This window comes from Aquabacter sp. DMC10 (assembly GCF_056314145.1).
Map to the genome: position 1 here is coordinate 35,681 of NZ_JBQUYX010000008.1, position 14,000 is coordinate 49,680.

15 protein-coding genes are annotated in these 14,000 nt (G+C 68.1%); 14 read left to right on the forward strand and 1 reads right to left on the reverse strand.

What is annotated here, in order from left to right; all coding sequences use genetic code 11:
- Window positions 1-296: 296 nt before the first annotated feature.
- Window positions 297-1,157, forward strand: coding sequence for a hypothetical protein (locus ACT54L_RS19755; protein WP_476087341.1), 861 nt, complete (start codon window positions 297-299; stop codon window positions 1,155-1,157).
- A 96-nt stretch (window positions 1,158-1,253) separates the two neighbouring features.
- Here ACT54L_RS19755 and ACT54L_RS19760 read toward each other — a convergent pair whose 3' ends face one another.
- Window positions 1,254-1,514, reverse strand: coding sequence for a helix-turn-helix domain-containing protein (locus ACT54L_RS19760; RefSeq protein ID WP_476087342.1), 261 nt, complete (start codon window positions 1,512-1,514; stop codon window positions 1,254-1,256).
- A gap of 425 nt (window positions 1,515-1,939) precedes the next feature.
- Here ACT54L_RS19760 and ACT54L_RS19765 point away from each other — a divergent pair, with 425 nt between their 5' ends.
- From ACT54L_RS19765 to ACT54L_RS19825, 13 genes are all read left to right on the forward strand, one after another.
- Window positions 1,940-2,542, forward strand: coding sequence for a hypothetical protein (locus tag ACT54L_RS19765; protein WP_476087343.1), 603 nt, complete (start codon window positions 1,940-1,942; stop codon window positions 2,540-2,542).
- A gap of 3 nt (window positions 2,543-2,545) precedes the next feature.
- The gene (locus ACT54L_RS19770; RefSeq protein ID WP_476087344.1) at window positions 2,546-4,507 is read left to right on the forward strand and encodes a phage terminase large subunit family protein; all 1,962 of its coding nucleotides are present in this window, start codon (window positions 2,546-2,548) and stop codon (window positions 4,505-4,507) included.
- Window positions 4,508-4,520: 13 nt separating this feature from the next.
- On the forward strand, window positions 4,521-4,730 hold the full coding sequence (locus ACT54L_RS19775) for a phage head-tail joining protein (RefSeq protein WP_476087345.1): 210 nt from the start codon (window positions 4,521-4,523) through the stop codon (window positions 4,728-4,730).
- Window positions 4,731-4,735: 5 nt separating this feature from the next.
- Window positions 4,736-6,253 (forward strand): phage portal protein, encoded by a 1,518-nt coding sequence (locus ACT54L_RS19780; RefSeq protein WP_476087346.1) that lies wholly within the window; start codon window positions 4,736-4,738, stop codon window positions 6,251-6,253.
- Between the two features lie 17 nt (window positions 6,254-6,270).
- Entirely contained in the window at window positions 6,271-8,274 is a 2,004-nt protein-coding gene (locus ACT54L_RS19785) for a prohead protease/major capsid protein fusion protein (protein WP_476087347.1), read from the forward strand.
- Between the two features lie 72 nt (window positions 8,275-8,346).
- Window positions 8,347-8,679, forward strand: coding sequence for a DUF2190 family protein (locus ACT54L_RS19790; RefSeq protein WP_476087348.1), 333 nt, complete (start codon window positions 8,347-8,349; stop codon window positions 8,677-8,679).
- Window positions 8,680-8,681: 2 nt separating this feature from the next.
- A complete protein-coding gene (locus ACT54L_RS19795) occupies window positions 8,682-8,996 on the forward strand; it encodes a head-tail joining protein (protein WP_476087349.1) in 315 nt (104 codons plus the stop codon).
- On the forward strand, window positions 8,993-9,649 hold the full coding sequence (locus ACT54L_RS19800; RefSeq protein WP_476087350.1) for a DUF6441 family protein: 657 nt from the start codon (window positions 8,993-8,995) through the stop codon (window positions 9,647-9,649). The genes ACT54L_RS19795 and ACT54L_RS19800 overlap by 4 nt, the downstream gene beginning before the upstream one ends.
- 10 nt (window positions 9,650-9,659) lie before the next feature.
- On the forward strand, window positions 9,660-10,091 hold the full coding sequence (locus tag ACT54L_RS19805) for a hypothetical protein (RefSeq protein ID WP_476087351.1): 432 nt from the start codon (window positions 9,660-9,662) through the stop codon (window positions 10,089-10,091).
- Between the two features lie 18 nt (window positions 10,092-10,109).
- Complete coding sequence (locus ACT54L_RS19810) at window positions 10,110-11,048, forward strand: phage tail tube protein (protein ID WP_476087352.1); 939 nt, start codon at window positions 10,110-10,112, stop codon at window positions 11,046-11,048.
- A complete protein-coding gene (locus tag ACT54L_RS19815; RefSeq protein WP_476087353.1) occupies window positions 11,045-11,500 on the forward strand; it encodes a hypothetical protein in 456 nt (151 codons plus the stop codon). Before ACT54L_RS19810 ends, ACT54L_RS19815 begins: the two co-directional genes overlap by 4 nt.
- Window positions 11,485-11,712: a DUF7697 family protein gene (locus ACT54L_RS19820; protein ID WP_476087354.1), complete on the forward strand. Its 228-nt coding sequence runs from the start codon at window positions 11,485-11,487 to the stop codon at window positions 11,710-11,712. The genes ACT54L_RS19815 and ACT54L_RS19820 overlap by 16 nt, the downstream gene beginning before the upstream one ends.
- A complete protein-coding gene (locus tag ACT54L_RS19825; protein ID WP_476087355.1) occupies window positions 11,705-13,999 on the forward strand; it encodes a phage tail tape measure C-terminal domain-containing protein in 2,295 nt (764 codons plus the stop codon). Before ACT54L_RS19820 ends, ACT54L_RS19825 begins: the two co-directional genes overlap by 8 nt.
- Window position 14,000 lies beyond the last annotated feature (1 nt).

Here is a 14,000-nt window from a genome sequence, read left to right on the forward strand (position 1 = left end):
GCGAGGGTGGCGCGAGGGTTTCGCAAGACTATCGCGCAGCGAATATGTGATGTGTGTCAGTGGGTTATGAGCGTTATGCGAGGGTTGCGAGGGTTTTCGCGCGTATAGCAATGCGCAACGGGGTTGAGGGGAATTCCAGATGTTGGGGAATTTCTCATGCGTATAGAGACCTTAAAACCTTCGCGACCCTCGCAAATATCAGATAAGTTATTGTAAATAATACGTTTTATGAGTGCGATAGTTGCTTTCAGACTATCGCGAAACCCTCGCAACCCTCTCAAGCCGGGATGAAGGCCATGAAGCAGATCGACATTGAGGCGCTGGTGCGGTGGGCCTATCGGGACGAACTGCCCAAGGTGGCAGCGGCTGAGGCGTCCTTCGCACCCGCGATGCGCCCGGCCTGGGACGCCATCGCGAAGCTGGGAACGCTCGGCACGGTGATCCAGGAGAACCGCTATGGCGTGGTCGCCCTGCCCTGCGCCTCCGATGAGCCTCATCCCGACGCCTTGGCCGTGGCGGATGCGGTGGAGCGGCTCGACGCCCTGGTGTTCGACATCCCCGAGGGCTGGGCGCCGCTCTCCGATATGGGCGATCTGGGCGCGCTGGGCGCCTCCGCCGTGGCGCAGGGCCTCGCCTCGCTCACCACCACCGACGAAACCGGCGCCACCCGCCTCCGCCGTCCCCTGAGCCGCCTGGTGATCCGCCAGGCCGTGCTGGGCGTCGCGCCGGAGTGGCGGTCGGAGGTGCCGCAGGTGCAGGAGGTGCGGCGGTTCGGGCGGCCCGCATGGTTCCGCCGCGCGTCGCGGACGGAAGACGGCGCGTTCGGGCCTGCGAGCTATGAGGTCGAGGTGGACGGGTTCGACTATAAGCGGCGCCGTCCCTATGCGGACGCCTATCGCAAGTATGTGTTGGAGCCGGACATGGCGCCTCTGGTGACGGCGCGGGCCGAGCATGAGCTGTGGCAAGGCGCCTTGAGCGTGCTGGCCGAGGACTTGGCCGAGACCGGCTTGACCGCTCATGAGGTCGTGCCGCCGTCCCGCCCCGCCCGTCCGTGGGAGGTGGCGGCGAGCGAGGCCCCGCGCATCCTGCCCTCTCTTCTGACGCCCTCCCCGATTCCCCGCGCGACGCGGCGAAAGAAGAATTCAATTGCCGCTTGACGTGCGACAGTTTCTTGGTGCATCACTTGTCACAGATAAAAAGAAACCCGGTTCGCTCCCCGCGCACCGGGTTTTTTGTTGGTCCTGGCGCGAAGCTCAAGTGGCGTCCCCGGTGATCTGATGTGCCAGCCGCAGGGCCAACTTGCGAACATGCGGCATAGCAAGCATCGGATCGGCTTTTTCCACCGCCACATGCAAAGACACCATGGCGGCGGCCTCTTCGTGGATCTTCCGCAGGTCGGACTTACCGGCTTCAAGTTCGTGATAGCTGCGCAGCTTCAGGCCCATCCGTTCGCCCATCTCGGCCTGGGTGAGACCTAACGCCTTCCGAAGGCTGGTGAGTTCTTCGCTTGTCATTGTCAGATGGCTCGCCGTTGCTTATCTTATTCGGGTCTGGAACCGGGGAGCGCTGCAACGCCCCCCGGCCCCGGCTTACCGGCCTATGGAGACTTTCACTCTCCATTTGCCGAACCGGACTTGGATGGTGAGCTTGATGCTCATGGTTAGCTCCAGTCCGTTGCCAAGCGGGATTGCTTGGTAGGTTTTTTATACGCAGAAACCGCGCATTCGTCAACCGAAATGCGCGGTTTTTGCGTATTTTGACCCTGTATTTGCTGACTTTCCAGACCTTCCGCCCCACCCCCACCCCTTCTGGGTCCTTCCCCCCGCCGCACGTATACGGGCGGGCGAGGCGTTGGGGGGCGCTCGATGGGGGGTGTTTGGGGAGGCCTGAAGTTCAGGGGAAGGCTGAAATTCGGCATTGAAGTTCAAGGGGTTGCGCGATGAGGACTATCGTCTCAAAGGGCGAGTTCGCGGCGCGCAAGCAGCGGGCGCCGTCTGCCATCTCCAACTGGATCGCGGACGGCCGGATCACGCCGGCGGCCATCGTGGGCACCGGGGTGCGGGCGAGGATCTGGGTGGAGCAAGCCGAGCGCGATCTCGCCCGCAACCTCGACCCCGGGCAGCAGCTCTCGCAGGAACGGCCCATCGGCGCCGCGCCGGTGGCGGCAGCGCCCGTGACGCCTGGAGCCGGCGACCTGCTGCCGCCCGAGACGAGCGAGGACGAGGACCTGCGCCGTCGCCGGAAGGCGGATGCCGACCGCGCCGAGCGCGAGGCGGAGATGGCGAAGCTGCGCACCGAGCGCGAGCATGGGCGCTGGATGGACGCCGCCGAGGCCAAGCGCGCCTGGGGCAAGGAATTGTCGGAGGTCATGACCGAGATCGAAACCTTCGTCACATCGACCCTGCCGCGCGCCATCGGCGAGCAGTTCAATTTGGAGCCCCGCGAGGTGGCCGCGCACGTCATCGCATTGTGGCGCGAGCGCCGCGCCAAGGTGGCGGATGAGGCCGCCGCCCGCGCATCGGAGGCGCAAACCGAAAGCTGACCCATGTTCTTGACCGACCCGGCCCGCATCGCAGCGTCCGTGGTCGCGTCCGTCCTGCGTCCGCCGCCGCCGCCCGACCTCAACCGCTGGGCGGAGGACAACATCAAGTTCGGCCGGGAGAGCCCCTTCCCCGGCCCCTACAGCCGGAAGACCTTCCCGCCGGCCGAGCGCATGCTCGAGGTGCTTGGCGCCGACCATCCGGCCCGGGTGGTCACGCTCATGGGCTCCGCCCAGATCATCAAAACCACATTGGCGCAGATCTTCGTTGCCGGCTCCATGGATCTCGACCCGTGCGACATGCTCTATGTCCACCCCTCGCACGACAATGCGAAGCGCTGGGCGCGGGGCAAATGGCGCCAGATGCGCCAGCAATCGCCGGCCCTGCGCCGCATCTTCGCGGATTCGAAAAGCCGCGATGCCACGGACAATCTGCTCTATCAGGAACGGCGGGACGGGCGCGGCTCGCTGCTGATTTCCGGGGCCAATTCGCCGGCCTCGCTGTCCATGATCTCGGTGCCGAAACAGGTCCAGGATGACCTGTCAAAATGGGAGCCGAACAGCGGCGGCGACCCGGAGAAGCAGGCGGACAGCCGCTCGGCGGCGTTCGACGCGGCCAAGGTCCTCAAGATCTCGACGCCGCTCTTCGAGAAGACCTGCCGCATCGCGAGGGCGTACAAGGCGGGGACGCAGGAAAAGTGGCACATGCCGTGCCCCCATTGCGGGCATTTCCAGCCGCTGGAATGGCCCAATTTCCTGGCCAATCTGGACCCGGAGAATCCGGCGGACGCGCACTTCACCTGCACCGGGTGCGGGTGCGCCATCGAGCACCGGCACAAGCGGGCCATGCTGGCGGCGGGGCGCTGGGTGGCGGACAATCCGTCCGCGCCCAACCCGAGCTTTCATGTGTGGCGGGCGCTGAGCCCGTCACGCGATTGGGAGAGCATTGCGCGGGAATGGCTGTCGGCCTCGGGTGACCCCAAGGCAGAGCAGACATTTTACAATGACATCTTGGGCCTGCCCTATGAACAGGCCACCGAGGCGCCGCCTTGGGAGGAGATCCGGGACCGGGCCAATGCCGCCGGTCATGACCGGGGGCGGGTGCCTGCGGGCGGACTCATCATCACCGCCGGCGTCGACTGCCAGGGCGACCGGGTGGAAGTGCACATCAAGGCCTATGGCGAGCACTTGCGCCGCTGGACTGTCGACTATCTGGTGATCCCGCACCACATCTCGACGGTGGAGGCGCGGGCCGATCTGGACAAGCTCCTGAAGGCCACATGGCCGGATGCGTTCGGGCGGACCCGCCGCATCGACATGCTCGCCATCGACGGCAACGCCTACACCCGCGACGTGTTCGGGTGGGCCAAGGAACATCCCTGGCTGCGTGTCATCGTGGTACGTGGCGCGAAGTCCGACATCGCTCCGCCCATCGCCTTGGCACGCGACGAGCGCAAGGATGACGGCTCGATCCGGAAGACGCAGAAGCGCTTCTTCAACGTTGGCACCAGCGGCCTCAAGGCCGCGCTTTATGAGCAGCTGAAGCGCATTGACCCGTTGGCGCGGGGCTATTGCGGCTATCCGCAGGGGCTCGGCGACGAGTTCTATCGCCAGCTCACCGCCGAGGTGCGGGTGGTGGAGAATGACCGCTGGGGGCAGCCGCACCCCAAGTGGAAGAAGGTCCAGGACCGCAACGAGGTGCTGGACACCGAGATTTACGCGGAGGCAGCGGCCATCCGGTGCGGCTGGTACAACCGGACGCCGGAGGATTGGGCCGCCCTGCGCGCCGAGCTGGAGCGCCTGCCCGACGCCGCCCAGCCCGATCTGTTCGACCCCGCCGGCGTGCCGAGCGCGATCCCCGCGCATGCCGCCCCGCAGCAATCCGACCCACCGCCGCCTCCGCCTGCACCGTCCGGATTCATGAGCCGCCGGCGGGAGGAAGGCCGGAGCTGGTTCGACCGCAACTGAAGGATGCAACACGATGGCATGGACGCATACGGACCTGGACCGGCTGTCGGCCGCCATTGCCCAGGGGGTGCGCAGGGTCACCTATAGCGACGGGCGGGCGGTGGAATATCACTCGCTTGGCGAGATGCTGCGCCTCAAGGCGAGCATGAAAGACGAGATCGCCCAGGGCAGCGGCGCGCCCGAGCCGCGCTCGGTGCTGGTCGAGCGCCGGCGGGACTGGTGAGCGCCATGAACACGCTCGACCGTCTCATCGGCTGGGTTTCGCCCTCCGCCGGGCTTTCCCGCGTGCGCGCCCGGGCGGCTCTCACCCATCTCGATGCCGCCACCCGTGCCTATGACGGCGCTCGCGTAGGGCGGCGCGGCAATGGCCGGGCGCCCTCCACCTCCGCCAATGCGGAGATCGGGCCGGCCGGAACCCGCCTGCGCAACCGCGCGCGGGACCTGGTGCGCAACAATGGCCATGCGGCCCGCGTGGTGGATATCCTCACGTCGAATCTCGTGGGTACGGGAATCCGTCCGGTCTCGAAGACGGGGCGGCGCGCACTGGACCGGCGCGTCAATGACCTGTTCAAGCGCTTCGCGGACACCTGCGATGCGGACGGACAGCTGGACTATTACGGGCTTCAGGCCCTGGCGGTGCGGTCCATGACCGAATCCGGCGAGGTGCTACAGCGATTCCGGCCGCGCCGGGCCGAGGACGGGCTTGCTGTTCCGCTGCAACTCCAGTTGCTGGAGGCCGACCATCTGGACAGTTCCCGCCACGGCGAGAATGTGGACGGGGCGCGGGCCATCCTTGGCGTTGCCTTCGACGGCATCGGCCGCCGCTCGGGCTATTGGCTCTACCGGGACCATCCCGGTGAGATGACCGTGGGCACGCTGTCCTCGGTGCGGGTGCCGGCGGACGAGGTGCTGCACCTCTATCGTAAGCTCCGGCCCGGCCAGGTGCGGGGCGTGACGCCCTTCGCACCGGTGATGAACGTGGCCCGCGACATTGCGGACCTCAACGAGGCCGCCCTCGCCCAGGCCCATGTGGCGGCTTGCTTCGGCGGATTCGTGGCGCAACTGGATGGCGACCGCGCGCCCGTGGGGCCGGAGCGCCGGGACGAGGACGGCAACCGCGTCCAGTCCTTCGAGCCGGGCATGCTGACCTATCTGAAGCCGGGCGAGAGCATCTCATTCGCCCAGCCCGGCACCTTCGGGGCCTATGACCCCTTCCTGGTGCAGAACTTGATGACGTTCGCCGCCGGCGCGGGCGTGACCTATGACCAGGTGACCGGCGACCTGCGGCAGGCCAATTATTCCAGCCTGCGGGCCGGCAAGATCGAGTTCCGCCGCCTCATCGAACAGATGCAGTGGCACACGCTCATTCCCATGTGGTGCGCGCCCACCTGGCGGCGCTTCATCGACGCGGCCATCCTTTCCGGCGCGCTGCCGCGCCGGGCCGAGGGCTATCCAGTGGAATGGATCGTCCCGGCCTATGAGCCCATCGACCCGGTGAAGGATTTGCAGGCGGACATCCTCGCTGTGCGCTCCGGCCGCATGACCTGGCCGCAATTCGTCGCCGCCTGGGGGTTCGATCCGGACGAACATCTGGAAGAGATCATCCGCATCAACGGCCTGTTCGATGCGGGCGGGGTGGTGCTGGACATCGACCCGCGCCGCACAGCGCAGGCGGGCAGCGTGCAGCAGGTGCCCGCCGCCCACGACCCCGCGCCGGCCGATGCGGCCACCTCCGCCGCGCCCTGACCTTTGGAGCATAGACCATGACCCGATCCGCGCAGCCGCGGGCGACGCCGAATGGCTTCCAGCCCGGCTCTCTTATGTCGCGCCTCGCCACGGCGGATGCGTCCGCTCGGCTGGCGCCCACCTCCTATGACAGCGCCAGCCGCACGGTGAGCGCTGTCTTCTCCACCGGCGCCCGCGTGCGGCGGTGGGGCATCGTGGAAGAGCTAGCCATGACGCCGGAGGCCATCGACCTTTCGCGCGTCCAGGCCAATGCCGTCCGGCTTCTCGACAGCCATGATGACTCATCCATAGATCGCGTCCTGGGCGCAGTTGTGTCTGCCCGCATCGAGGGCGGCCAGTTGGTCGGAACGTTTCGGTTCGCGGACACGGACGCAGGCCGAAAAGCCGAGGCTATGGTGTCCTCCGGCGATCTGACCGGGATCTCAATCGGCTACGACGTGACGTCGTGGGGCCGTGCGGGCATCGAAAACGACGTGGAGATCTGGCGGGCCGACCGCTGGGTGCTCCTTGAGGTTTCACTCGTCGCGGTCCCTGCGGACCCTGCCGCGATGGTGCGTTCCGGGTCCGCGATCCCCAGCCAAGAGGAAGACGCCATGCGTCGCAATGTGCCGCAGGCGACGGGCGCCGCCCCCGCCGAAACCACCAATCCGCCCGCCAACCCGCCCGCCGCGCCGCAGGCGCCGGTGGCGACCGAGACCCGCGCCGCACCGCCCGCGCCCGCGGTGGATGCGGAGGCCATCCGCCGCGCCGAGCGCAGCCGCATCGCCGAGATCCGCCAGATCGGCGCCACCACCCGCATGGAGGCGGCGGCCATCGACCAGGCGGTGGACGGCGGCACCAGCGTGGAGGAGTTCCGGCGCATCGCCATCGACGCGCTGGCTGGCCGCTCCGACGCTACGGCCGTGCGCAGCCATGTGGGGACCATCTCCATGGACGAGACCGAGACCCGCCGGCTGGCCATGACCGAGGCGCTCTCGGCCCGTCTGTCCCCGCTCTCCGCGCCCGGCGCGTCCGTGCCGCAGGTGCCCGAGCGCGCGCGCTCCTATATGGAGCATTCGCTGGTGGAGCTGGCGGCGGACGCCATCGGCCATCGCGGGCGGCTCTCCAATGTGGCGCAGCGCGAGGATGTGCTCCGCCGCGCGTTCCACACCACCAGCGACTTCCCGCTTATCTTCGAGGGCGCGCTCAACACCGCGCTGGGTGCGCGCTATCAGGCGGCCCAGCCCACCTATCGCCGCCTCGCGCGCCAGCGCACCTATAGCGACTTCCGGGACCACAACACCGTGCGCCCCGGCGACTTCCCCATGCTCCAGCCGGTGACCGAGGCGGGCGAAATCAAGTCCGGCACCTTCACCGAGGCGAAGGAGAAGACGGCGGTCAAGCCCTACGCCATCAGTGTCTCCATCACCCGCCAGATGCTGGTGAATGACAATCTGGGCGCCATCAACGATGTGCTCGCCACCCAGGCCACCAATGTGGTGATCTTCGAGGAGCAGGTCTTCTACGCCATGCTCCTGTCGGGGGCCTCCAACAATGGCCCGACGCTGCTGGAGACCGGCCGGCAGGTCTACAACACCACGGATGGCACCCTGGCCGCCGCTGCGGCGGCCATCACCACCAGCAGCATTTCGCTTGGGCGTGCGGCGATGCGGAAGCAGAAGCGCGGGGATGGCCAGACCATCGACGTGGCGCCTGCGATCCTGCTGGTGGGGCCGGACAAGGAGACCGAGGCCCAGATGGTGCTGGCCCCGGTGCAGGCGACGCAGGCCTCCAACGTGCCGCTGTTCTCGGGCGTGCTCTCCCAGATCACCACGGCCCGCATCACCGGCAATGCCTGGTACCTGTTCGCCGATCCCAGCCAGCTCCCCGTGTTCGAGTGGGGCCTTCTGGACGGCTACAGCGCACCGCGCATGCGCATGGACGAGCCGTTCGGGCGCCAGGGACAGTCTGTGTCTGTGGAGCACGATTTTGGCTGCGGCGCCATCGACTTCCGCGGCTCCTATCGCAACGCTGGCGCCTGACCGGGCGCCGTCAGCCCGGGCCCCGCGCCCGGGCTCTTCCTTCCTTCCCCCTTTCGCAATGGGAGTTCACCCATGAAAAACTATGTCCAGCCGGGCCACACGCTCGACCTGACCGCGCCCGCCGGCGGCGTGGTCTCCGGCACCGGTTATCTGATCGGCACCCTGTTCGCGGTGGCGTCTGTCACGGCGGCCGCCGGCGCCACCTTCGCCGCGCGCCTGGAGGGCGTCTTCACGCTCACCAAGGCCACCGGCGCGGCCTGGACCGAGGGCGCCGCTGTATATTGGGACAACACGGCCAAGAACGTCACCACCACGGCGTCCGGCAACACCAAGATCGGCGTGGCGGCGGCGGCGGCCGCCGCCGGCGACACCGTGGGCAATGTGCGGCTGAACGGCTCGTTCTGACCATGAGCGTCTTCGACGCCGGGATGGACGTGTTCTTCCTGGACCCCCATCTCGGCGTCGACGCCCTCTATTGCCAGGGCGGCACCGCTGCCCCGGTGACCGTGCGCGGCATCCGCCGGCGGCCGGATGAAACGCCCGTCTATGGCGAGATGCGCCTGAAGGCGGCGGGCGAGCTGCTGGACCTGCGCATGAGTGAGGTGCCGGCGCCCGCGGCTGGCGACACCCTCGCCCTCGCAGGCATCACCTATCGCATCCAGGGCGCGCCCGAGATGGACGAACACCGCCTCACCTGGCGGTGCCAGCTGGTGCCCGTGTGAGGGTTATCGCGGCCCTGACGGGCAACCTTGAAGAGTACATGGCGCAGGAGATCCGCGACGCGCAGCTTGGCGTCACGCGCGGGATTACCGCCGGTGCCGAGGGCCTCAAGGCCGAGTTGCGAGGACAGGTCACGGGCGCGGGCCTCGGCGAGCGCCTGTCCAAGACGTGGCGCTCCGAGGTCTATCCGCCGGGCCGGCCTAGCACCAATGCGGCGGCGATGGTGTGGAGCAAGGCGCCGCTCCTGATGGACGCGTTCAATCGCGGCGCGATCATCCGCCCGGGCGGCGGGCGGCAATTGCTGGCCATCCCCACATCGGCGGCGGGGAAGGTTGCCGGCTCCCCCACCCGTGGGCGCCTGACGCCCGAGCTCTGGCAGAAGCGCACGGGATTGCCGCTGCGCTATGTGCAGCGCCCCGGCCGCTTGCCGGTACTGGTGGCCGAAGGGGTGCGCGTCAACTCGCGCGGCGCCGCCGTGTCCAATATGGGCAAGCGCAAGGACGGCACCACCTATACGCGCCTGCGCAATGTGGCGAGTTCCGTCATCTTCATCCTGGTGCCGCAGGCCCGCCTGAAGAAGCGCCTGGATATCGAGGGGGCTGGTCGCCGGTGGCAGTCCCGGGTGCCCGGGCTTGTGCTGGAGAACTGGCCATGAAGGGGCGCCCATGAGCCTGCGCAACGACATCCTCACCGCCCTGACCGCCGCCATAGCGACCGCTTTGCCGGCCGCCGTGGTGGATCGCAACGGCGTCGTGCTGGATCGGCTCGGCCCCGGCGGGCGCGTGAGCGTGCGCGACGGGGACCCGGGCGAGCCGGAGGTGATGCTCTCGCCGCTGGCCTATGCCTGGCAACACCGGGCCGTGGTGGAAGCGGTGGTCACAGCCGCCACGGACTCCGCCCGGCAGGCCGCCCTTGAAACGCTGCTCTCCGGCATCGCGGCGGCGCTCGCCGCCGACCGGACCCTGGGCGGCCGCGCCGACTATGTGATGGCGTCCGCGCCGCAGATCGAAGCCGTGCCCATTGACGGTGCCACGCCGCTACTGGGCGCCACCGTCACAATTGAACTGTCTTACGTCACCTCCGATCCCCTCGCCTGATTTCCAGGAGACATCCCCATGGCTCGCGCCCAAGGCGCCCGCGCTCAACTCGCGGGCGCATTCGAATCCGCCTACGGCACCGCGCCCGGCTCCGGTTTCATCAAGTTTCCCTTTTTGCGCTCGACCATTGGCGCGGAACAGGGCCTGATCGCCGACGATCTGCTGGGCACCGGCCGCGACCCCGCCGCCCCGTCCCGCGACGTGATCACGGCGGAGGGCGACCTTGTGGTGCCGGTGGACGTGCGCAATTTCGGCCACTGGCTCAAGCTGCTGCTGGGGGCGCCGACCACCACGGGCACGACCGGCAATTACAGTCACACCTTCGGCTCGGGCAGCTGGACCTTGCCCTCCATGTCGGTGGAGGTGGGGTTCCCCGAGGTGCCCCATTACGCGCTGGTGGCGGGCCTTATGGCCAATACGCTGGCCCTCACCATGCAGCGGGCGGGCACGGTGAGCGCCACCATCGGATGCCGCGCCCAGGGCGAGACCACGGCCACCACCACGGCTGCGGGCACGCCCACCGAGGCGGTGCTGGAGCGGTTCGTCCAGTTCCAGGGCGCGATCAAGCGGGACACCGTGGCGCTGGGCAATGTGGTGTCGGCCGATTTCACCTATAGCAACAATCTGGACCCGGCCGAGGTTATCCGCGCCGATGGCAAGATCGACGGGCTGGACCCGAGCGCGGCGACCCTGACCGGCAATTTGCAGACCCGGTTCGCCGACACCACCCTGCTGAACCTCGCGACCAACGGCACGCCGGTGGAGCTGGAATTTTCCTTCACCAGCGCGGCGGCCAAGAAGTTGGTCATCACCGCGCACAAGGTCTTTCTGCCCAAGCCCAAGATCTCGCTGGAGGGCCCGGCGGGCGTGCAGGTGCCGTTCGCCTGGCAGGCGGCCAAGGGCGCCACGCGCATGTTGACCGCCGTCCTCACCAATGACGTGGCGAGCTACGCATGATCCGGCTCAATCTCGCGCGCACCGCGCAATGGGTGGATCTCGGCCATGGCGTGCGTGTCCTGGTGGACCCCGTCACCGCCGCCATCCTCATGGCGGCCCGGGCGGCCGTGCGTCTCCTGGACGTGCCGGTCGGCGTGGACGCGCCCGACGCCTGGCGCGGCGGCGAGCTCATCAAGGGCCTCGGGCGCGCGCTCATCCGCGAATGGGAGGGCGTGGAAGGCGCGGACGGCCAGCCCGCGCCGGTGAGTGGCGAGGCCATTGACGCGCTGCTGGACCTGCCGCTCCTGTCCGCCGCCTTCGAGCAGAAGGTCTTGCAACCCGCAATCCTGATGGATGCGGAAAAAAACGGATCATCGCCCTCGCCGACTGGCATTTCGGCGGGGGCGGCGCCTATTGCGATGCCTGCGGCACCCGATGCCCCGAATGCCCCTACCGCGTGCTCGCCCCCGTGACGTTGGAGGGGGCGCAAGTGTGGGAGGTGATGCGGGCCGCCGAGGGGCAGATGCGCACGCTCGGGCCCGTCGTGATCGGCCTCGATGCCGGGGCCGTGCTGGCCCTGGCGGCGGCCGCCGGCTGCGACCCCACCCTCACCGCCTATGTGCTGTCCGACGTTGGCGCCATCGCGGCCCGCCGCATCAATGAACAGGTGATCTCCAATGGCTGAGAGACAGATCGGTGTCCGCCTCTCCGTCATTGACGGCGGCAAGGCGAAGGCGGAGCTGAAGGATTTTGGTTCGGTCGGCCAGCAGGCGCTGGAGCGCATCACCTCGGCCACGACGCCGGCCTCGGCGGGCCTGCGGGCCGTGGGCGCCGTGACGGGCGAGATGCGCGGGCGGATGGAAGGGTTCGGCGAAGGGGCCGGCCTCGCCGGCGCCGCGCTGCGGGCGCTGGGACCGGCGGGCGCCATTGCGGCGTCGGCCTTTGGCGTGTTTTCTTTGGGCATCACCAAGGGACTTTCCGATGCCCAGGAGGCCGAGCGCGTCACGCTGCGGCTGGAGCAGGTGTTCAAGGCGACGGGATATGCCGCGGGCGTCACCGCCGACGAAATGAACGATTATGCAGATGCCCTGGAGCAAACCACCATGGCGTCGGCAGAGCAGGTGAAGGAAGCGGGCGCCGTGCTCGCCACCTTCCGCTCCATTTCGGGCGATACATTCAAACGAACCTTGAGCCTCGCGCAGGACCTCTCCGCCGTGTTCGGGCAGTCGCTGTCCTCCTCGGCGACGCAGCTGGGCAAGGCGCTGGAAGATCCCGAGCAGGGCCTGACCGCTTTGTCTCGCGTGGGCGTGACGTTTTCCGATGTGCAGAAGGATTTGATCCTTCAGATGGTGCGCATGGGTGATACCGCCGGCGCCCAGAAAACCATCCTCGACACGCTGGAAAAGCAGGTGGGTGGCGCGGGCGCCGCGGAAGCCAGCGGCCTGTCTGGCGCGTTCAAACGCGTGGCCGACGCGGTGGGGAATTTCTGGGAGGAGATGGCGAAGGCGACGGGCATTGCCTCCGGCCTCTCCTATGTGATGGATGAGATCATCGCCAAGGGCGCCCAGGCCGGCGCTGCGGCGCTGGCGGCGACGGGGGACATCGCCAAGAAGCTGGCCAATGCCCAGGAGCAGCTGAAACAGGCGCAGGAACTGGCCGCCAATACCGGCATGGATATCGACCGGCAGGCGGTCGCCAGCTGGCAGAAGGAAGTGGACCGACTGCAGGCGCAGCAGGATGCGCTGGTGGCGCGGACACAGGAAAGCCAGGCCCGTGCCTCGCAGGGCCGCGCCCAGGCGGAAGCGGATTCCCGCACCGAGAAGGCGCTCGGCCGGCTCAAGGAAATGAAGAAGGAGATTGCCGACCTCGGCACCCCCGCTGAGAAGATCGCGGCGGTGCGGGCGGCGCTCTCCCAGACGGTGGACGAGCTCAACCGCCTGCGCAATCCAGATGGTTCCAATGATGGCGCGGTGAATGATGCGATCCGCGCGGCGGAGGAGCTGACCCGCCGCCGCGTTGCCGCCATCGAGAAGGGCGACACCGAGGCCAATTCCGCGCGCAACAAGACGCTGCGGGAGGCCGAACAGGTCTACAATTCCACCCGCACGGCGGCCGAGACCTATGCGCTGGAGATGGAGCGGCTGAGCAAGCTGCTCAAGTCCGGCGCCATCGACCAGGAGACGTTCAACCGCGCGGCCGAGAAGGCGCGCGAGAAGCTGGAGAGCCAGTCCACCGACGCGGTGAGGGGATTTTCCAACGCCATCAAGTCCTATCTGGAGGGCGTCGAGGACATGGCCAGCCAGGTGGAGAGCCTGACCACCGGCGTCCTCTCCGGCCTGGAAGATGCGTTCGTCTCCTTCGCGACCACGGGCAAGGCCTCGTTCAAGGACCTGGCGCAATCCATCATCGCGGACCTGCTGCGCATCGCTGTCCGCCAGAACATCACCGGGCCGCTGGCCTCCGGCCTGCAATCGGCGCTGGGGGGCACGTCTGGCGCGGGAGTCTTCTCCGGCCTGTTCGGCGGCGGATCATCCGGTCTGTCGACCATGAGCGGCGCGTCCAGCGCCCTTGGCCTCATCTATGCCGAGGGCGGCTATACCGGCCCAGGCGCCAAATATGACGTGGCCGGCGTGGTGCACCGAGGCGAGTATGTGTTCGATGCTGCAGCGACCCGTACCCTCGGTGTCGGAAACCTGGAGCGGCTTCGCCAGTCCGCGCGCGGCTATGCAGAGGGCGGCTATGTGGGCGATGCCGTGCGCATGGGGGCGCAGGCGTCGAGTTTGGCTGTCGCGGTCAATGTGCAGACCTTGCCCGGCACCACGGCGGACGTGACCCAGAGACAGGAGCCGGACGGGACCATCAGCCTCGACCTGGTGGTGCGGCAGCTCAAGAGCGAGTTGGCCAGTGACCTGGAAAGCCGGGGCGGGTTCGCGAAGGCCCTGGAAGCCACTTATCCACTGCGGCGGACGTGAC

Coding starts and splice junctions, on each gene's coding strand:
- ACT54L_RS19755 (WP_476087341.1), top strand. CDS start 297: ATGAAGCAGATCGACATTGAGGCGCTGGTGCGGTGGGCCTATCGGGAC.
- ACT54L_RS19760 (WP_476087342.1), bottom strand. CDS start 1,514: ATGACAAGCGAAGAACTCACCAGCCTTCGGAAGGCGTTAGGTCTCACC.
- ACT54L_RS19765 (WP_476087343.1), top strand. CDS start 1,940: ATGAGGACTATCGTCTCAAAGGGCGAGTTCGCGGCGCGCAAGCAGCGG.
- ACT54L_RS19770 (WP_476087344.1), top strand. CDS start 2,546: ATGTTCTTGACCGACCCGGCCCGCATCGCAGCGTCCGTGGTCGCGTCC.
- ACT54L_RS19775 (WP_476087345.1), top strand. CDS start 4,521: ATGGCATGGACGCATACGGACCTGGACCGGCTGTCGGCCGCCATTGCC.
- ACT54L_RS19780 (WP_476087346.1), top strand. CDS start 4,736: ATGAACACGCTCGACCGTCTCATCGGCTGGGTTTCGCCCTCCGCCGGG.
- ACT54L_RS19785 (WP_476087347.1), top strand. CDS start 6,271: ATGACCCGATCCGCGCAGCCGCGGGCGACGCCGAATGGCTTCCAGCCC.
- ACT54L_RS19790 (WP_476087348.1), top strand. CDS start 8,347: ATGAAAAACTATGTCCAGCCGGGCCACACGCTCGACCTGACCGCGCCC.
- ACT54L_RS19795 (WP_476087349.1), top strand. CDS start 8,682: ATGAGCGTCTTCGACGCCGGGATGGACGTGTTCTTCCTGGACCCCCAT.
- ACT54L_RS19805 (WP_476087351.1), top strand. CDS start 9,660: ATGAGCCTGCGCAACGACATCCTCACCGCCCTGACCGCCGCCATAGCG.
- ACT54L_RS19810 (WP_476087352.1), top strand. CDS start 10,110: ATGGCTCGCGCCCAAGGCGCCCGCGCTCAACTCGCGGGCGCATTCGAA.
- ACT54L_RS19815 (WP_476087353.1), top strand. CDS start 11,045: ATGATCCGGCTCAATCTCGCGCGCACCGCGCAATGGGTGGATCTCGGC.
- ACT54L_RS19825 (WP_476087355.1), top strand. CDS start 11,705: ATGGCTGAGAGACAGATCGGTGTCCGCCTCTCCGTCATTGACGGCGGC.